Source organism: Ruegeria sp. SCSIO 43209 (genome assembly GCF_019904295.1).
Classification (GTDB): Bacteria; Pseudomonadota; Alphaproteobacteria; order Rhodobacterales; family Rhodobacteraceae; genus Ruegeria.
Map to the genome: position 1 here is coordinate 1,631,319 of NZ_CP065359.1, position 18,915 is coordinate 1,650,233.

Genomic DNA, 18,915 nt, shown 5'->3' on the forward strand with positions numbered 1-18,915 from the left:
GCAGGCACGGATTGTCCACGTGCCGCCGGAACAGCCGGGTGCACCTTTGCACCCGGCATGTTTTTTTCAAAGAGTATGTGTGTTTAAATCCCATTGGGAAGGAGCCCTGACCATGAGCAGACGCTTGTTGATCGTTGAAGATGACCAAGACACACGGGACTTCATTGCCAAGGGATTTGGTGAAGAAGGCTATGTTGTCGAAGTCGCATCAGATGGCCGCGAAGGCCTGTACCACGCAACTGACGGCGGATTTGATGCGGTCGTACTGGACCGAATGCTTCCCGGGCTGGACGGGTTATCACTGATTAAGTCAATGCGTGCGGCTGGGTTGAAAACACCTGTTCTGATGTTAACCGCCATGAGTGCAGTGGACGAGCGAGTCAAAGGCCTCCGCGCGGGCGCAGACGATTATCTGGTCAAACCATTTTCATTCCAGGAACTTCATGCCCGGATCGAAGCCCTGTTGCGTCGACCGCAAGAAGCCGAAGAAACGCCGACCCTTGCCTGCCGCGATCTCGAAATGGATCTGTTGACCCGCAAGGTCACGCGCAACGGTCGTGAAATCACCCTGACCCCGCGCGAATTTCAAATTCTGGAGTTCTTTCTGCGCCGAAAAAACCGCGTCGTCTCGCGCACGATGTTGCTTGAAGGTGTGTGGGATTACCACTTTGACCCGAACACCAACGTGGTCGACGTCCATATTTCGAAACTGCGCCGCCAGCTTGATGAAGACGGAGCTGACCCGGTGATTGAAACAGTCCGAGGCGCCGGATACATGGTTTCGGATGGATAACCTGCGCCTGTCGCTGAAAAACTCTCGTACTCGGTTGGTTCTGGCCAGCATGGTGCTTAGCACTTTGCTGACGGCGACCGTTCTGACGATGGTGTATTTTACGGCCAATCGCACGATTTCAGGCGAGACGCGTTCGGTCGTTCAGGCCGAGCTTACGGGCCTGGCAGATGAATATGAACGACGTGGCATGATCGGGTTGATCTCGGCCATCGACCGCCGCTTGCCGACAGCGGCCGAGCGGGATGCCTTGTACCTGCTGACAGGTCGGCAAGGCACGAAACTGGCGGGCAACCTGACGCATTGGCCGGAAGGGATAACTCCGGGCAGCGGCTGGGTCGATCTTCAGCTTCGCAAAGAAGATACGGATCAATATGTCCCGATCTCTGCCGCTTCGGTCCGGCTGCCGGGTGGTGAGAGGCTGCTTGTCGGGCGTGATTCATTGGCCAGACAGCAATTCGACCGGGTTCTGTTCCGGTCTGTTGCACTGGCACTTGCCACCGCATTGGCGCTGAGTTTGTTGACCGGCTGGCTGCTGACCCGGCTGGTGTTTTCACGACTGAAAGACATCGCCAATACAGCCGACAATATCGTTTCCGGCGATTTAGCTCTGCGCATGCCTCTACGTGGCACGGGCGATGAATTCGATCAGGTCGCAGGCACACTGAACAACATGCTGGATCGTATTGAAGAACTGATCAGCAACCTGCGCACAACCTCCAATTCGATTGCTCATGACCTGCGCTCTCCCTTGTCGCGGCTGCGGCAAAGGGTCGAATCCCTGGCTGAGCCCGGCAAAAGCGATCAAGATCGCGAGATCGACATGGCGCGCGCGACCGGAGAGATTGACCACCTGCTGCGCGTTCTCAGCCAACTGACCGAGATTTCGCGCGCCGAGGCCGGTCTGGGCCGCGAACAATTTGAACCGGTAAAGCTTTTGCAACTGGTCGGTGATGTGGTTGAGTTATACGAACCTGTCGCGTCTGATCAGAACATCCGACTCGAGGTCGTTGGAAACGCGAAACCCATCCAAGGCCACCGCCCTTTGCTGTCTCAAGCGCTGTCGAACCTTCTTGAAAACGCCATGCGCTACGCCCCGCCCGGCACCGCGATCACCATCGAAATTCAAGACGACGGCGACTATGCTTTACTCAGCGTTCGCGACCGGGGCCCTGGCGTACCAGAAAGCGATCTGCCTCGATTGCAGATGCCGTTTGTCACGCTTGATCCTGCAAGGACCGGGCGCAATGCCGGTCTTGGACTGGCGCTTGTGGCGGCAATTTCGCATATGCACGGCGGCACATTTCTTGCGCGTAACCGGAAGCCAGGGCTTGAGACAACTCTGAAGTTGTCACGCAATTCGTAATTACATGAAGAACATCTACTATAGCCTTGATAAAATTACATAACTGCAGGCAAGGAAGCGTATCCGTGAAAGCGAATGCGACCACCCTGCACCCGTTTTCCTTGAATCTGGTAATCGGGAAAACGATTCAACAACCGGCCCAATGCAACACGACCTTCAAGACGCGCCAAAGTCAGGCCAACGCAGACATGCGGCCCGCCTGCGAAAGCTAGGTGCCTGTTCGGCTTGCGTGTGATGTCAAACCGGGTCGGGTCGGTGAACACCTCGGGATCACGGTTCGCTGCCCCGATACATAGATGCAGGTTCGTTCCTTTGGCGATCTGATGTCCTCGGATTTCAACGTCCGACGTAGTTTCCCGGTTGCCAAATTGGTTGGGCGACCGAAAGCGCAAGACCTCTTCAACCGCCGGAGCAATCAATTCGCCATCTTCCAACAGTCTTTGGCGTTGTTCTGGATAGTCATGAAGCAGCGCCAGCCCATTGCCGATCAGATTGGTGGTCGTTTCGTGGCCCGCGTTCAGTATGAAGATGCAGTTTTGCAGAAGCTCAATCTCGCTCAGCATCTCATCCGCGCCTTCGCCACGGATCAGACGTGTCAGAACATCTGTTTCCGGATCTCCCGGTTTTGCGCGACGACGGGCGACGAGATCCCGAAGGTAAGTTTTGAAGTCGCGAACAGCAGTGTGACCCTTTTCCAGCTGAGCTTCCGTCAAAGCGGGTTCCAAAGCACCAAGGATAGCCAGAGACCAATCGCGCAGAGGCGCGCGTTCATCCATCGGTACATCCAGCAGATTGCCGATGATTTGGATTGGAATGGTCGAGGCAAAATCCGCAATCAGATCAACCCGTCCCCTGCCCGCCATATCATCCAGCAGCGTATCAACGGTTTCGATCAGACCCGGCTCCATCCGCGCGATTGCCCGGGGCGTCAGGGCTGAGGTCATGATCTTGCGCACACGCGTGTGCAAAGGCGGGTCGGAGAACACCAATGAAGTTGTATGATGTTCGAATAACGGCGAGCCAACACCGAATTTAGGGCCAAACGCCGCCTCCTTATCCGAGGAATAAAGCGTCGTATTGCGATAAATGGCATCCAGATCCGCATGGCGCGACAACAACATGGAACCGTCAGGCTGCCGCATTACAGGTGCATGCTTAAGCAGTGCATCATAAAAGGGGAACGGGTCGTCGACAAACCCCTCGGGCGGGTTCATCAGGTCCAGATTTTGCGCGACATTCTCTAGGCTTAGATCGTTCATGCTTGGCCCCTCCAACGCTTGGGTAGCGGAAAGGGAAGCTGCAAACAACCTTGAGCGGGTGACAGGCCGTATCGGGCGGGATAAGACAAGGCATGTCTGATCCGATCTCCTCCATCCGCAATCTTGGCCCGGCATTCGAGCAAGCCTGCGCACGTGCCGGCATTATGACAGCTCAGGAGTTGCGAGCGTTGGGAGCAGACGAGGCTTATACGCGCCTGCTACAGGCCGGAACGCGTCCTCATTTCATCGGCTACTATGTATTGGTCATGGGCTTGCAAGGTCGCCCCTGGAATGACTGCAAGGGCGAGGAAAAGAAGACCTTGCGCGAACGATTTGACGCAATCAAAGCCGGAGTCAGCATAACGCCAAAGCATCAGATGATTGCCGATCTTGATGCTTTGGGCGTGCGAATATCGGCCAAGGATCTGGCGGCAGACTAGGCTTCGAGCGCCCCGATCATATCGACCCGCGTTGCGTGGCGACCACCTTCAAATTCGGATGTCAGGAAAGCAGCCGTGATTTCCAGTGCTTGCTTTTCATCGAGAATCCGCGCCCCCAGCGAGAGCATGTTTGCGTCATTGTGCTGCCGGATCATCTGGGCCGAAAAGACATCACTGCAAACACCACATCTGACGCCGTTGATTTTGTTGGCCGCTATCATGATGCCCTGCCCGGTGCCACACAGGATGATACCAAAGCGACAATCACCCGATGCCACGAGGCGCGCGGCGGCGGCTCCGTGTTCGGGATAGTGAGTGCTTTCCGATGTGGTCGGACCGATATCTACGGCCTCCCAACCTTGGGATTCAACGTAAGCAGAGATAGCCTGCCTGAGGTCGATTGCAGCGTGATCACTGGAAAGAACAATGCGTTTGTTTGTGCTCATGACGGCATTTCGCTCCTGTCGACTAAAGCAATGCGGACAAACACTCTTGAGCCCTGCCCTCATAAGAAAGGCCGCACCCGATATGGGGTACGGCCTAAAGCTGTGATCTGACGACCGATTAGCCGACCAGTTCGATGCCCGAGAAGAAGTAGGCGATCTCAACCGCGGCAGTTTCCGGTGCGTCCGAACCGTGGACCGAGTTTTCACCGACCGATTCAGCGAACTCGGCGCGGATGGTGCCAGGTGCTGCGTCTGCAGGGTTGGTTGCGCCCATGACTTCGCGGTTCTTTGCAATGGCACCTTCGCCTTCGAGAACCTGAACAACAACAGGGGCCGACGACATGAATTCGCACAGTTCGTCATAGAACGGACGCTCGGCGTGCACGTCATAGAACTTGCCTGCTTGAGCTTTGGTCATGTGGATGCGCTTTTGCGCAACGATGCGCAGGCCAGCTTCTTCGAACTTGGCATTGATCTTGCCAGTCAGGTTGCGGCGGGTTGCATCGGGTTTGATGATCGAGAATGTGCGTTCCAGTGCCATATTGGCCTCTCCTTGACTTAAGGGCGCGATACCCGCGCCGAAATCCATCGCGCGCCGCCTAACATGGTATTTGCCTCATGAAAAGCGTTATGATCGTTTATCGCTCAGATCGCCTCAGGCAGCGGGTCGGTACGATCCAACCGGCGGACATAGAGCACTGCCAAAAGACCCGCAAAGCTGCTGCCGCACATCATGCTCAGCACCAGATAAGGCCCGTTTTCGGGGCTTACGAACGTCCCGGTCATCATGGTCAAGACCGCCCCCAGCGCCACGATCAAAGCGCCTGATAATCCAGCCGCGCTGCCGGCCAATTTCGGGCGCACCGACATCACCCCGGCCGAGGCATTTGCATTGGTCAAACCATTTCCGAAACCAACGCAGATGGCGGATCCAAAAAACACCCAGACCGAGCCCATATTGCCGATGAACAGCAGCAGCCCGCAAAATGGACCAACCGAGGCCACGACCCGACCGAACAAGATCATTGTCGTCAGCTGGGTACGCTTTGCGATGCGCCCGGTAACAAAGTTGCCGACCATAAACCCGCCCGTGATGATACCGATGCCCAGACTCAGCATTGCTGGGCTCAGGTCGAACCAGGCTGCGGCGACCAGAGGCGCGCCGGTGATAAAACTAAAAAAACCGCCGATGGAGAACGCGGCGCATAAGGCGTAACCCCAGAACCTACGCGCGCGGAACAAATGCGGGTATTCCCGCATCTGCGCCGCGAAAGTCGACGAGCGGTTGGTGTTGGTTTCACCCATGTCAGCCCAAAGCAGCAACAGCACCCCTGCCCCAAGCAGCGAATACAGCACGAACCCGGCCCGCCAACCAAAAAGCATATCCAGCGCGCCACCTAGCATTGGCCCAAGCATCGGTGCCAGTGCCATGGCCATTGCGACATAGCCCAGCTTGCTGGCGGCCTCGTTTGGTGGATATCGGTCGCGGATCGAAGCACTCGACAGCACCGGCCCGGCCACCACCGCCGCCTGAATCATCCGAAACGAAAGGAAAACCCAGATTGACTCGGCTAAGACGCATCCAATTGAAGCGGCGACAAATATGACCATCGCGATCAACAAGACAGGTCTTCGCCCGTAGCGATCCGACAGCGGCCCGACGATCAACTGCAAGACCGCCGAGACAAATAGGTACCCTGCGACGGCCACGTTCATCAGGCCATAATCCACGCCGAAATCTTCGCTCATATGCGCCAGCGACGGCAGGAACATGTTCAGTGTCAGAACCGAGAGCGCCGTTGCAAAGATCAGCGTTATCAGGGTCGGAGGAGATTGAGCCGCACGCATAGCGAAACCAATTGGAGGACGAACCGGAACAGCGCTAACACATCGCTTCTGAATTGAACATGGCGACCTCTGGCGGCGGTTTGGATGCTCTGGTAAGAGCGGCTCATGCTACGGATCGAGAACATCACCTACGCCGTTGAAGGGCGTCCTCTGTTCGACGGGGCCAGTGCGACCATTCCCGATGGCCACAAGGTCGGCCTTGTCGGGCGCAATGGTACCGGAAAGACGACGCTCTTTCGGTTGATCCGGGGAGAGCTGTCGCTTGAATCAGGCAATGTATCCCTGCCAAAACGCGCGCGGATCGGGGGCGTGGCGCAGGAAGTGCCATCCTCGGATGTCTCGCTAATCAACACGGTTCTGGCCGCGGATGTGGAACGCAGCACATTGATGGCCGAAGCAGACAGCGCAATAGATCCGGACCGGATTGCTGAAATCCAGACACGGCTGGCTGATATTGATGCTTGGTCGGCTGAGGCTCGGGCAGCCTCGATCCTCAAAGGACTGGGCTTTGACGATGAGGATCAGCTGAAACCCTGTTCGGATTTCTCGGGCGGATGGCGCATGAGGGTGGCGCTGGCGGCCGTACTGTTTTCGCAGCCTGACTTGTTGCTGTTGGACGAACCGACCAACTATCTGGACCTTGAAGGTGCGTTGTGGCTTGAAAGCTATCTGGCCAAATACCCTCACACCGTCATCATCATCAGCCACGACCGGGGGTTGTTGAACCGCGCCGTGGGATCAATTCTGCATCTCGAAGACCGCAAGTTGACCTATTACGCGGTTCCCTACGACAAGTTTGCCGAACGTCGCGCTGAACGTCTGGCACAAGCGGAGTCGGAAAACGCCAAGGCCAAGGCCCGCATCGCACATCTGCAAAGTTTCGTGGATCGTTTCCGCTATAAGGCGTCAAAGGCCGTACAGGCCCAGTCTCGTTTGAAGATGATCGAGCGCATCCAACTGGTTTCAACTCCGCAAGAGGCGGCTTTGCGCGCCTTTTCATTCCCCGAGCCAGAAGAGCTGTCGCCACCGATCATTCAGCTTGAAGGAGGCGCGACCGGTTATGGTGAGACCGAGGTTCTGCGACGACTGAACCTGCGTATTGATCAGGATGATCGCATCGCTCTGCTGGGCAAGAATGGTCAGGGCAAGTCAACCCTTTCAAAACTGCTATCTGACCGCCTACCCCTGATGGCTGGTAAAATAACCCGAAGCTCCAAGCTGCGCATCGGCTATTTCGCGCAGCATCAGGTGGATGAGCTGCATGTTGACGAAACACCATTGGATCACCTGCGCCGCCTACGCCCCAATGAGGCGCCCGGCAAGTGGCGCTCGCGTCTGGCGGGGTTCGGATTGAACGCGGATCAAGCAGAAACGCTGGTCGGTCGCCTGTCGGGCGGACAAAAGGCGCGCTTGTCGCTGCTGATCGCTACCATCGACGCGCCGCATATGCTGATCCTTGACGAACCGACGAACCATCTGGACATCGAAAGCCGCGAAGCGTTGGTCGAAGCGCTGACTGCCTATTCCGGCGCGGTCATCTTGGTCAGCCACGACATGCATCTACTGTCGCTTGTCGCTGATCGGCTATGGCTGGTCTCGGATGGCACCGTGAAGCCATTCGATGGCGATCTTGAGGCCTATCGCGCTCTTTTGCTGGCCCGCGAGAAACCGGTCAAAGATAAACTACAGGCGCCCAAACCCAAACGTGCGTCACGCGAGACCGTATTGGCCCTGCGTGCGGATCTGCGCAAATGCGAAGACCGGGTCGAGAAACTGACCAATATGCACAACAAGCTTTCTGCCAAGCTGGCCGATCCGGCGCTTTATGAAGATGACCGGATCAACGATCTGGAAACCTGGAACCGCAAATTCGCCGAGGTGGTCGAAGCCATGCAAAAGGCTGAAGCCCTATGGGTCGCCGCCGCAGAACGGTTGGAACAGGCAGAGAGCGCAGCATGATCGACATGGCCTTTTTCATAACGGCTTTCACCACGATGTTTGTGGTGATCGACCCTTTCGGAACCACGCCAATTTTCGTTGCCTTGACGCAGGACATGGATGCGGCCACACGCCGTAAGATTGCCATTCGCAGCTGCCTGACCGCGGTTTTCATCCTGATCGCCTTTGCCGCTTTTGGTGAAGCGGTTCTTGGATTCGTCGGCATCTCGATGGAAGCCTTCCGCGTTGCAGGTGGCGCGCTTTTGTTTCTGACTGCGCTGGACATGCTGTTCGACCGCCGTACCAAACGCCGCGAGGACCGCGCCGAGGAAGAAGATCATTCTGACCCTTCGGTGTTCCCCCTGGCCATACCCCTGATCGCGGGCCCTGGATCGATCGCAACAATCATTCTTTTGGCCGGACAAAACCCGGGCGTCCCTGGGATCGCAGCGGCCTGCGCTGTTATGCTTGCCGTCATGTTGGTTGTATTTGTGTTCTTTCTGGCCGGAGGCATGATCGCCCGTATTCTAGGTAAGACCGGGCTGAACGTGCTGACACGGCTGCTGGGTATGCTGCTGGCTGCACTGTCGGTTCAGTTCATTCTTGATGGCCTCAAAGCCTTTGGTTTCGCCGCATGAAACACCATATTGGTATGAGACAACTGATTTCGGGTGATTGAATGGACGGCTACGATATTGGGCGATTGACCTATCTGGTTTTGCTGGGTGCTGCCCTGTTGATGTGGTTTATCACTCAGAACCGTCAGTCGTTGGGAAAAACCATGCAGCAGGTCGCGGCATGGGTGTTTATCTTTATCGGTGTCATTGCCGTTGTCGGATTGTGGGATGACATCCGTTCAACCGTCAGCCCGACCCCGCAACTGACCGTAACTGATCAGCGGATTGAAGTGCCCCGCTCTTATGATGGACACTACTATTTACCAATGCTGGTGAATGGCACAGCGGTGACCTTTCTGGTCGATACCGGGGCCAGCAATATCGTCATCAGCCCGAAAGATGCCGAACGAATTGGAATCGATACGGATCAATTGAACTATCTCGGCCGCGCCTCGACGGCCAATGGCATTGTGCGTACAGCGCCGGTTCGGCTGGACAGCCTGTCTTTGGGCCCCATCACCGATCGCGATATCCCGGCCTCGGTCAATGAAGGCGATCTGGGTCAATCCTTGCTAGGGATGGCGTATCTGCACCGCTTTTCGAACATCCAGTTCGCAGATGGGCGTCTAATCCTGTCGCGTTGACCGCATTCCCCAATTGAGAACAAAATGAGAACATGCTAATTTGATCAGCATGTCCACCAATCTTCTTGGCCGCAAGCCCGCGCGCACCCCACCCGGGGTGGCCCTGCACCCACAGATCAGTCTGCAACTGGCCCGTGTACACGAAGCCTGCGGCCCTGCCCGGCGTAGCTTTGCTCTGTGGGTGGCGGGGCAGACTCAAGGGCCAGTGATGTGGATTGCCCCGGCTTGGGAGGTGGCGCAGCTGCATCCCGAGGGCATGCTGCCTTTTGCCGATCCGTCCCGGTTTCTGCTGATCCACCCTGACAAACCTGAAGACCTGTTGTGGTGCATGGAAGAAGCCTTGCGCAGCGGTGCCGCCCCGTTGGTCATTGGCGATTTGCCCGGCCCGCCGGGTCTGACCCCGGTCCGGCGAATGCATCTGGCTGCCGAACAGGGCGGCATATCGGGACAGGCTCCGCTGGGGCTATTGCTGACGCCTGACGATGGTGGCGCACAGGGGATTGAGACGCGCTGGCATATGGTGCCCACCTATCGGCACGAGGCCTGCAGTTGGTGTCTGACCCGCCGCCGCGCCCGCGCCCTGCCCCCGGCCAGTTGGCACGTGACGCGGGCTGCTCCTCATTCCGGACTGCAGTTAAAGCAGATCAAATCCGAAGACGCCCCGATGATCACATAACTTGTGACTGGCCAAAACCGGACTTGCCCCCTAGCGTGCCGGCATGACACACCCGATCCATGACAGCCGATATTCGTGGCTTCGCCTGCTGATCACCCTGGCCATCGCAACCGTGGTCAATGTGGGCATGTGGGCTGTGATCGTCGTCATGCCCGCCATCGAGGCCGAGTTTGGCGCGGACCGAGCCGCAGCGTCGATGCCCTATACGCTCGCCATGATCGGCTTTGCCTTCGGCAACATGTGGCTGGGCAAGCTGGTGGACCGACTGGGCGTGACAATGGCGTTGATCGGCGCCGCTGTGCTGAGCGCGGTAAGCTATCTGCTGGCAACCCTTGCGCCGAATATCGCGCTGCTGTCGGTTGCGCATCTTCTGCTGGGGCTCGGTACGTCAATCGGATTTGGACCACTGATCGCCGATATCTCGCATTGGTTCATGCGCAGGCGAGGGATTGCTGTGGCACTGGTGGCCAGTGGCAACTACCTGTCTGGCGCGATATGGCCCACGCTGCTGTCGGGCATTCTGCAGCGCGACGGGTGGCAGCAGGTTTATCTGAGTCTCGCCGTCATCACCCTGGTCGCCGTCATTCCTCTGTCCCTGCTTTTGCGCAGACAGGTCCCCGTCGAGGCGCACGGCACGGCAGCAGCGGCAGCACAGGTCAAAGCACAAAGCGTCGGCTTTTCACCCCGCGCCCTGCAGTACATCCTTGGGCTGGCTGGCATCGGCTGCTGCGTGGCCATGTCGATGCCCCAGGTCCATATTGTCTCCTATTGTGTGGGCTTGGGCTATGGCCCAGCCGTTGGGGCCGAGATGCTGTCTCTGATGCTGTTGGGCGGCGTGGTTAGCCGCATCATCTCGGGGCTTGTCGCGGACCGGTTGGGAGGGCTTTCAACACTGCTGATTGGCTCGGTCCTGCAATGTATCGCTCTGTTCCTGTTTCTCCCTTATGATGGGATGGTTTCGCTTTATGTCGTCAGCATGCTATTCGGGCTGGCCCAGGGTGGTATCGTCCCCAGCTACGCGCTGATTGTACGTGAATATATGCCCCCGCAAGAGGCCGGTGCGCGCGTGGGTTTTGTTATGATGATGACTATCCTCGGCATGGCTCTGGGTGGTTGGATGTCGGGCTGGATCTATGACGTTACTGGCAGTTATCAGCTTGCTTTCATCAATGGCATCCTTTGGAACGGGCTGAACATCGCAATCGTGCTGATGCTCATGAAACGCTCGCGCCCGCGCGGTCGCACGGCGATGGCATGAGGAACCTTACCCGACGCAGCCTGATTGCAAGCCTTTGCGCGTTACCAATGGCACGGGCAGCGATGGCCGCCCTCACCCCATATGCGCTGGCAGCATCGCGCAGTTCCGTTGGCTTCACCTATGATTTGTCCGGCGCGCTTCAGACGGGCACGATGCCAGTACAGTCGGCCCAAATTCTTATTGATACCAATCGCTTGCAAAACAGCCGGGTCGATGTCGTGCTGGACGTGGCCCGGGCACGGACGAACCTACCATTTGCCCGAGGTCCGATGTTGGGAAAGAGTGTGTTGAACGCTGCCCAATACCCCACCATCCGTTTCATCACGACCAAGATTCAGTTGGGACCCACTGGCCGTATCTCGGAAGGTGCAACCGTGACCGGCGATCTGACAGTGCGCGGTATCACGCGTCCGGTGACTTTGAGCGCCAACCTGTATCGGAGACCGGGAAGCGCGGTGGATGATTTGGACACCCTGTCCATCCGGCTAGAGGGGGCGATCAATCGAAATGAGTTTGGCGCGTCTGGATATCCTGATCTTGTACAACCCACGATCGGCCTGGACATCCACGCCGAAATCATCCGGCAGGATTAACCACAAAAAGGCAAAAAACGACGTCAGGGCGTCGATTAGGCGCGCGCATTTCGTGGCGACAAGGTCAAGTTGCACCTATCATGCGTACGATCATTTCATTTGCCGCCCTCTTTCTTTCGGTCATTCTGCTGCAGCTCTCAACGGGTGGTGTTGGTCCGTTGGATGCAATCTCGGGGCTGACGCTTGATTTTTCGACCGAACAGATCGGACTGCTGGGGTCATCGCACTTTATTGGGTTCTTTGTTGGTTGCTGGTGGGCTCCGCGGCTTATGGGCAGCGTCGGGCACTCGCGCGCATTTGCGGTCTGCACCGCTTTGGGCGCGATGGGGTTGCTGGGGCATACGCTGACTGAAAACCCTTATGTCTGGGCCGCGCTGCGTATCGCGTCGGGCACCTGTGTCGCCGGTTGTTACACCGTGATCGAGGCTTGGCTGAACGCCAAGGTCACCAACGAAACCCGTGGCCGCGCGATGGGCACCTACCGTATCGCCGATATGGGGGCCTCGCTTTGTGCACAGCTTATCATTGCTGTTCTGCCACCCGCCTCTTACGTTTCATACAACCTGCTTGCGATCCTATGCTGTGCATCGATCTTGCCGCTGGCCCTAACTCGCGCCAGCCAACCCAAGACACCGGACACCCCGCGCCTGCGCCCCAAGCTGGCCTGGCACAGCTCACCACTGGCTGTGGCGGGCGTTATCGTGGCTGCGCTCAGTTCGGCATCATTGCGCATGGTCGGCCCGGTATACGGTCAGGAGGTCGGATTGGGCGTAGATCAGATTGCCTTCTTTCTGGCCTCTTTCGTTCTGGGCGGCGCACTGGCCCAGTACCCCTTGGGTTGGCTCGCAGACAAGTATGATCGACGCTGGGTGCTGATCTGGCTATCCGTGGCAGCGGTGCTAAGCTGCGGTGTCACGATGTTGGCTAGCGGAACTGGAACGGTCGGCGTTATGCTGGCCGCCGGGTTCTTTGGCCTGACCACGTTTCCGATTTTCTCGGTTTCCTCGGCCCATGCGAATGATTTTGCCACGACCGAACAACGCGTTGAATTGGCAGCGGCCTTGATGTTCTGGTACGCGCTGGGGGCGATTGCATCGCCCTACATCTCATCCACGTTGATCCAGCAATTCGGCCCTGGAGCCCTGTTTGCTTTTGTTGCATTGGGTCATGTGTTTCTTATTGTCTTTGGCCTCGCCCGTATGCGTTCGCGCCCGACGCCCGAGAAACGGACGAATTATGTCTATGCACCGCGCACATCCTTTACCATCGGCAGGCTGCTCAAGGGTTCTCGCGAAAAGCAATGAAAAAGGGCTGGGAAATCCCGGCCCTTCTGTTTTACTGCTGGACCGCTGGCCCGTGGTCCTCGACCGCGTCGACCATCTCATCTGGGTCCCCGGTGCTCTCAAGGGCACCGTTCACGACACCACCGACACCGTTCTCCATGGACAAGCCAAGCTCTTCGCCCAGTTTCTTGAGCGCTGGCATCTGCACGGCCATTCCCATGATCGAATCCAACGCCTGATTGACAACCGGCTTTTCACCGCTTGAAACACCACCACCATTGGCAGCTCCGATCCCACCAACCTGATGGATTTTGATCGAGTCGATTTTTTCGGCCGGTTTGACCATTTCCGAGATGATCGAGGGCATGGTTTCAATGCGGGTCAAGTCGACCTTCATCCGGATCTGCTCAGGTGACAGGGCATTGTCGGCCTCTACGATCGCACGCTTACCTTCCGCCTCGGCCAGCATGTCGTTCTTCTTGGCCTCGGCGCGAATGTTCAGCGCGTCTGCTTCGGCCTGCGCTTCCTCGCGGCGGGCTTCGGCGCGGTCTGCGGCGGCCTCTTTCTCGGCCTGCGCTGACAAACGGATCGCGGTGGCCTGGCGTTCGGCCTCACGGGTGGCTTCAATCAGAACAATCTGCTTCTGACGCTCGGCCTCGGCCACTTCGCGCGCCGTAGCCACGGCTTCGGTTGCTTTGGTCGCCTCGGCTCGAGCCAGATCGGCGGATGCGCGCGCGCGGCTTTCCTCTTCGGATTTCTGCGCGATGATGATCTGGCGTTCCTGTTCCGCGACTTCGATCTCACGCTCTTTGGCGATCTCGGCATCGCGGATCTTGCGCTCGCGCTCAATCTCGGCGGAACGAATGGCCTCTTCACGGGCAATCCGGGCGCGTTCGGTTTCGCGTACCGAGTCTTCAGTTCGCGCAGCGATCTCCGCCTCTTGCGCCACACGAAGAGTTTCCACCTTCTGCGCCTGCTCGATGCGCGCCTGCTGTTCGTCCTGTTCGATCAGCAACTTCTGACGCTCCGCTTCCATCGCCGCACGACGCACCTCAACCTCGGCCTCGGCGTCGATCTGCGCGCGTTCTTTCTTGGATATGGCAATCACCTCGGCCAGCTTGCGCATACCCACGGCGTTAAAGGCGTTGTTTTCGTCGAGCGCTTCAAACGGCGTCTGGTCGAGCGCAGTCAGTGAGACCGATTCTAGCGACAAACCGTTCTTCAGCAAGTCTTCGGACACCGCATTCTGCACTTCCTGCACAAAGTCGGCGCGGTTTTCATGAAGACCATCCATGGTCATCTGAGCGGCCACGGCACGCAGACCGTCGATCAGCTTGCCTTCGATCATCTCACGCAGTTGCTCGACGTCAAAGGTGCGATCACCCAGCGTTTGCGCGGCGCGTGCGATGCCCTCTTCAGTCGCCATCACCGAGACGTAGAATTCGACACCCACGTCGACACGCATCCGGTCTTTGGTGATGAGCGCGGCCTCACCGCTGCGCTGCACCTCAAGGCGCAGAGTCTTCATGTTGACCGGGCTGACTTCGTGCAGCAACGGTACGATGATGACGCCGCCATCCATAATGACCTTTTTGCCACCCGCGCCGGTTTTCACCAGGCTGATCTCGCGCGTGGCGCGTCGATAAAGGCGGCCAAGTACAAGGCCTATGAACAAGAGTACGGCTAAAATAGTCACAACTGTAACGGCCAGGAATGATAGTTCCATGCAATATCCTCCGGATTGGGGTTAAGATTTTTTGGTTAAACTGACATGCGAACCAGAACGAACCGGTCGCGCCGTCGATCACGCAGAACAAGGACTTCTGTTCCCTGCTCCAGCGCATCTTTGTCCTGCAACGGCTCTGCGCGAAGGTAGTGCGTGTTGCCAAAGCGATCCATAACGCGGACTTCGGCTGGACGGCCTCGCGATGCGACACCCTGAGTGATCACGCCACGGCGGCGGGCCAGCATCCGTTCCGACATCGCTTCGGTTTCGGTTTTGGGCAGGAGGCGAGCGATGACACCACCAAAGCCACGTGCGAACCATAGGCCGAATACTCCGGCCGGAATCGCGGCCAACCATGCAGGTAAGTCAAAGCCCAGCAGATCACGCAGCGCCAGTTGCAGGCCTATGCCACTCAGGCCGAAACCAGCCAGCAGCACAACGAGCCAGATCATGAATGGCATCTTGCCAATGCCCAACCAGCCAAACGGGCCGACGGGCGTAGCCGCAGGCACATCGGTTTCAATTTCGGCCAGTTCCAAGTCACTCAGATCGATGTCGGCGTCGATATCCAGATCAAAGTCGACGACGTCCAGATCGGGCGCGTCGACCATGTCCAGATCAACCTCGCCCTCGCCTGCCAGAAGACTTCCCCCGAAAACCAATGCGATCAGTTCAAGGCCCAGAAGACCGAACAGAAGCGCAAGCGCCAAGGTAAAGGGCACAAATGCGCCCTCTAGTAAAAAGTCAAACATCAGCAGATTGCCCTCGTTATTGTATACTTTTGTATACATTTTAAATGGGAAGTCTTTGCTACAATTTCAAGAGGTTGTGATTCTGTGTTTCAACCTGAGGTTATTTACATCCAAATGTCAGGTACAATCTGCAACCATGACATTAAGCTCAATTTCTTTCGCCCGTGCGAAACGTATCACCTGTTCACACCTGCTGGAGTAATTCTCTAATCGGTGGGCTTTGGCGGTGGTGCCGGGATCATTTCATCCAGGATTGATCCCGCCTCATATCCCAGCAGGTCAACCCGCATCCGTTCCGGGTCTCCGAACACCCATGCACCAACATGCCTCTGCATTCGAACGTATCCGGCGTATCCAGCCAACGCGTCGTTCCCATGAGCGTTCTCAGCGAACAGAACCTGCCCGGCAGCAACCTTTTCCGGCATCACGCGCTGTAGGTACAGTAGCACGACATTGACGTCTTTGACGCTGGAGCCGCCGTGATGCACGACATACATCTTGGTCCACTCCTCTTCGCTTATGGCTGCGCGTGCGTCGGACACGGCGGAATGAAGTGCGTTCAACTCCGCACGTGCAGATTTCTCCATATTCTCTGCCCAGATGGGCCGCATGTCGTTGATCACCTGCGAAACCGCTTCACGTGTGATCTGATCCTTGTCGAGTGCACCTTGAGCAAATGCCCGGGCTGTTTCGAGCATTTTGCGCTGGCTCGCCAAGTCGCCCTCGGTCATGCCCAGTCCGCCCAATGTCGCAAGAAATACATCTATCTCATTGATGATAATTGAAAACTCCGCCTTCCAGCGCTCATCATCGGTATTTTCATCAGGCCATGGAGTCACCGCCCCGATCAATCCCAACACAACATGCGACGTGGACTTCAGATGCTGATAGGTTGGCGCATCCCTTGGATAGCTTGCCTCTCCGTCTTCGGTCATGACCGTGACATCACGTGCGATAATCATGACGGGCCGGGTTTCAGCCGTCAGCGCATCCTGGCCACGGTGAAAGATCGAGAGCATAGCGTGATCAAAAGCATGCACCGGATCATCTGTGGCGCTCTGATCGGCGATGGCGCTGGCGGTAAATACAATAGCTGCAACGGCGGCACAACAGCCCATCCATAAACTCTGCATAATGAAATTCCCCCTAAGCTGGGTTCTCCTGATCATCATACACCATTGGTACGCACGGGGCGAAATCGCTGACGAACGCGACACAAACTCCCGGGAATGCACGAAGTCGCGTAGTAATACCCGTTAAATTCAAGCGGGTATGAATGCGGGCTTTTGCTTACTGGCCACATAAGGTAGACGGGCGCGCAGACAGATACGTGGAAGCGCATTATGGCCCGAATTCTCATCACCTCGGCGATCCCTTACATCAACGGGATCAAACATCTCGGCAACCTGATCGGCTCGCAATTGCCTGCCGATCTGTACGCTCGCTATCAGCGCGGCCGGGGCAATGAGGTCATGTTCCTGTGTGCAACCGACGAGCACGGCACCCCGGCCGAGCTGGCCGCCGCCAAAGCGGGCAAACCTGTGGCTGAATATTGCGCTGACATGTACGCAGTACAGGCCGATATCGCCAAGCGCTTTGGCCTGAGCTTTGATCACTTTGGCCGCTCGTCCAGCGATCAGAACCGTAAACTGACCCAGCATTTCGCTGGCAAACTGGATGAGGCCGGGTTGATCCGGGAAGTCAGCGAAAAGCAGGTTTATTCCAACGCCGATGGCCGTTTTCTGCCCGACCGCTATATTGAAGGCACCTGCCCCAATTGCGGCTATGATCGCGCACGTGGCGACCAGTGCGAGAACTGCACCAAACAACTGGACCCGACCGACCTGATTGAGCCTCGCAGCGCGATCAGCGGCTCGACCGATCTTGAGGTGCGTGAGACCAAGCATCTGTATTTGCGTCAATCCGCAATGAAAGATCAGTTGGACGCGTGGATCGACAGCAAGACAGACTGGCCGATCCTGACAACCTCGATCGCCAAGAAATGGTTGCATGATGGCGACGGCCTGCAGGATCGCGGCATTACCCGCGATCTGGATTGGGGTGTACCAGTCAAGAAAGGTGATCAAGATTGGCCCGGCATGGAAGGCAAAGTCTTCTATGTCTGGTTCGATGCCCCCATTGAGTACATCGCCTGCGCCAAGGAATGGGCCGACGCCAATGGTGAGTCTGATGCCGATTGGGAACGTTGGTGGCGCACCGACAAAGGCGCAGAAGATGTGCGTTACGTTCAGTTCATGGGCAAGGACAATGTGCCCTTCCACACCCTGTCTTTCCCGGCCACCATTCTGGGATCGGGCGAGCCCTGGAAGATGGTCGACCATCTGAAATCATTCAACTACCTGAACTATGACGGTGGCCAATTCTCGACCTCGCAGGGCCGTGGAGTGTTCATGGATCAGGCGCTGGACATTCTGCCCGCCGACTACTGGCGCTGGTGGCTGTTGAGCCATGCGCCAGAAAGCAGCGACAGCGAGTTCACATGGGAGAACTTCCAGCAGTCGGTGAACAAAGATCTTGCGGATGTTCTGGGTAACTTTGTCAGCCGGATCACTAAGTTCTGTCGCTCGAAATTCGGTGAAGCAGCGCCCGAAGGTGGTGCGTATGGCGAACGTGAACAGACCCTGATTGCTGAGCTTACTAGACGAGTACGTGCCTACGAAGGCCACATGGAAGCGATGGAAGTGCGCAAATCCGCGCAAGAGCTGCGAGCGATCTGGGTCGCGGGCAACGAGTATCTGCAGGCTGCCGCACCATGGTCTACCATTAAGGAAGATCCTACGCAGGCTGCGGCGCAGGTGCGGCTGGGGCTGAACCTGATCCGCCTCTATGCAGTTCTGAGCGCGCCGTTCATTCCCGATGCGTCTGCAAAAATGCTTAGTGCGATGAACACACTCGATACCAGCTGGCCCGAAGATATCGATGCCGCGCTGCGCGCCCTGCCCGCTGGCCATGAATTTTCGGTTCCCGACGTGCTGTTTGCCAAAATCACGGACGAACAGCGCGAAGACTGGCAGAATCGGTTTGCGGGAACGCGTGAATAACAACAAAATTCGATTTATGAATGCCGCAGCGGAGCCCTGAAGCCTCTCCGCTGCTGGTTTTTGGCAGAGAAAATTCGCCCGCCCCAATTGTCATCGGGCAGATAAACGCCTGCGGATGCAGGCTAAGTCTGCAGATTGGAAAGAAATTTCGGGTCGATTCTTGCCAACGCACTACCTCAACACGCTTGAGAAACTGCGTCAAACCCGCCATCCTGCC

The 18,915-nt window shown here is 57.3% G+C and carries 18 protein-coding genes; 11 read left to right on the top strand and 7 right to left on the bottom strand.

Annotated elements, in window-relative coordinates; all coding sequences use genetic code 11:
- The first annotated feature begins 112 nt into the window (after nucleotides 1–112).
- Together I5192_RS08215 and I5192_RS08220 are read left to right on the top strand one after the other, a co-directional pair.
- Nucleotides 113–793 carry a response regulator transcription factor gene (locus I5192_RS08215; protein WP_170393316.1) on the top strand — a complete coding sequence of 227 codons (681 nt, stop codon included), beginning with the start codon at nucleotides 113–115 and terminating at the stop codon, nucleotides 791–793.
- Nucleotides 786–2,156, top strand: coding sequence for a HAMP domain-containing sensor histidine kinase (locus I5192_RS08220; RefSeq protein WP_170510807.1), 1,371 nt, complete (start codon nucleotides 786–788; stop codon nucleotides 2,154–2,156). Before I5192_RS08215 ends, I5192_RS08220 begins: the two co-directional genes overlap by 8 nt.
- A gap of 35 nt (nucleotides 2,157–2,191) precedes the next feature.
- Here I5192_RS08220 and I5192_RS08225 read toward each other — a convergent pair whose 3' ends face one another.
- Nucleotides 2,192–3,415, bottom strand: a complete 1,224-nt coding sequence (locus tag I5192_RS08225) for a cytochrome P450 (RefSeq protein WP_223118157.1) — start codon at nucleotides 3,413–3,415, stop codon at nucleotides 2,192–2,194.
- Between the two features lie 92 nt (nucleotides 3,416–3,507).
- Here I5192_RS08225 and I5192_RS08230 point away from each other — a divergent pair, with 92 nt between their 5' ends.
- Nucleotides 3,508–3,855: a TfoX/Sxy family protein gene (locus I5192_RS08230; RefSeq protein ID WP_223118158.1), complete on the top strand. Its 348-nt coding sequence runs from the start codon at nucleotides 3,508–3,510 to the stop codon at nucleotides 3,853–3,855.
- On the opposite strand, the gene rpiB is transcribed toward I5192_RS08230, so the two are convergent.
- From rpiB to I5192_RS08245, 3 genes are all read right to left on the bottom strand, one after another.
- Nucleotides 3,852–4,301 (bottom strand): ribose 5-phosphate isomerase B, encoded by a 450-nt coding sequence (rpiB, locus tag I5192_RS08235; RefSeq protein ID WP_223118159.1) that lies wholly within the window; start codon nucleotides 4,299–4,301, stop codon nucleotides 3,852–3,854. The genes I5192_RS08230 and rpiB overlap by 4 nt on opposite strands.
- A 118-nt stretch (nucleotides 4,302–4,419) precedes the next feature.
- Nucleotides 4,420–4,842, bottom strand: coding sequence for a nucleoside-diphosphate kinase (gene ndk, locus I5192_RS08240; RefSeq protein WP_008757405.1), 423 nt, complete (start codon nucleotides 4,840–4,842; stop codon nucleotides 4,420–4,422).
- Nucleotides 4,843–4,946: 104 nt separating this feature from the next.
- Entirely contained in the window at nucleotides 4,947–6,149 is a 1,203-nt protein-coding gene (locus I5192_RS08245) for a multidrug effflux MFS transporter (RefSeq protein WP_223118160.1), read from the bottom strand.
- Nucleotides 6,150–6,254: 105 nt separating this feature from the next.
- Between I5192_RS08245 and I5192_RS08250 the strand changes: the two genes are divergently transcribed.
- The 7 genes from I5192_RS08250 to I5192_RS08280 all read left to right on the top strand — a co-directional run bounded on the left by I5192_RS08250 (nucleotide 6,255) and on the right by I5192_RS08280 (nucleotide 13,179).
- Nucleotides 6,255–8,108 carry an ABC-F family ATP-binding cassette domain-containing protein gene (locus I5192_RS08250; protein WP_223118161.1) on the top strand — a complete coding sequence of 618 codons (1,854 nt, stop codon included), beginning with the start codon at nucleotides 6,255–6,257 and terminating at the stop codon, nucleotides 8,106–8,108.
- Nucleotides 8,105–8,725, top strand: coding sequence for a MarC family protein (locus I5192_RS08255; protein WP_170465446.1), 621 nt, complete (start codon nucleotides 8,105–8,107; stop codon nucleotides 8,723–8,725). The genes I5192_RS08250 and I5192_RS08255 overlap by 4 nt, the downstream gene beginning before the upstream one ends.
- Nucleotides 8,726–8,766: 41 nt before the next feature.
- On the top strand, nucleotides 8,767–9,348 hold the full coding sequence (locus tag I5192_RS08260) for a TIGR02281 family clan AA aspartic protease (protein ID WP_170465448.1): 582 nt from the start codon (nucleotides 8,767–8,769) through the stop codon (nucleotides 9,346–9,348).
- Nucleotides 9,349–9,397: 49 nt separating this feature from the next.
- Nucleotides 9,398–10,024 carry an ImuA family protein gene (locus I5192_RS08265; RefSeq protein WP_223118162.1) on the top strand — a complete coding sequence of 209 codons (627 nt, stop codon included), beginning with the start codon at nucleotides 9,398–9,400 and terminating at the stop codon, nucleotides 10,022–10,024.
- A 43-nt stretch (nucleotides 10,025–10,067) separates the two neighbouring features.
- A complete protein-coding gene (locus I5192_RS08270; protein WP_170510795.1) occupies nucleotides 10,068–11,282 on the top strand; it encodes a CynX/NimT family MFS transporter in 1,215 nt (404 codons plus the stop codon).
- Nucleotides 11,279–11,875, top strand: coding sequence for a YceI family protein (locus tag I5192_RS08275; protein WP_170405236.1), 597 nt, complete (start codon nucleotides 11,279–11,281; stop codon nucleotides 11,873–11,875). Before I5192_RS08270 ends, I5192_RS08275 begins: the two co-directional genes overlap by 4 nt.
- 80 nt (nucleotides 11,876–11,955) lie before the next feature.
- Nucleotides 11,956–13,179, top strand: a complete 1,224-nt coding sequence (locus I5192_RS08280) for an MFS transporter (RefSeq protein ID WP_170393328.1) — start codon at nucleotides 11,956–11,958, stop codon at nucleotides 13,177–13,179.
- A gap of 31 nt (nucleotides 13,180–13,210) precedes the next feature.
- On the opposite strand, the gene I5192_RS08285 is transcribed toward I5192_RS08280, so the two are convergent.
- From I5192_RS08285 to I5192_RS08295, 3 genes are all read right to left on the bottom strand, one after another.
- Complete coding sequence (locus I5192_RS08285; protein ID WP_170393329.1) at nucleotides 13,211–14,884, bottom strand: flotillin family protein; 1,674 nt, start codon at nucleotides 14,882–14,884, stop codon at nucleotides 13,211–13,213.
- A 35-nt stretch (nucleotides 14,885–14,919) separates the two neighbouring features.
- On the bottom strand, nucleotides 14,920–15,636 hold the full coding sequence (locus tag I5192_RS08290; protein WP_223118163.1) for an OB-fold-containig protein: 717 nt from the start codon (nucleotides 15,634–15,636) through the stop codon (nucleotides 14,920–14,922).
- Between the two features lie 206 nt (nucleotides 15,637–15,842).
- The gene (locus I5192_RS08295; RefSeq protein ID WP_223118164.1) at nucleotides 15,843–16,769 is read right to left on the bottom strand and encodes a hypothetical protein; all 927 of its coding nucleotides are present in this window, start codon (nucleotides 16,767–16,769) and stop codon (nucleotides 15,843–15,845) included.
- Nucleotides 16,770–16,979: 210 nt separating this feature from the next.
- Here I5192_RS08295 and metG point away from each other — a divergent pair, with 210 nt between their 5' ends.
- Nucleotides 16,980–18,698, top strand: coding sequence for a methionine--tRNA ligase (metG, locus tag I5192_RS08300; protein ID WP_223118165.1), 1,719 nt, complete (start codon nucleotides 16,980–16,982; stop codon nucleotides 18,696–18,698).
- Nucleotides 18,699–18,915: the final 217 nt, after the last annotated feature.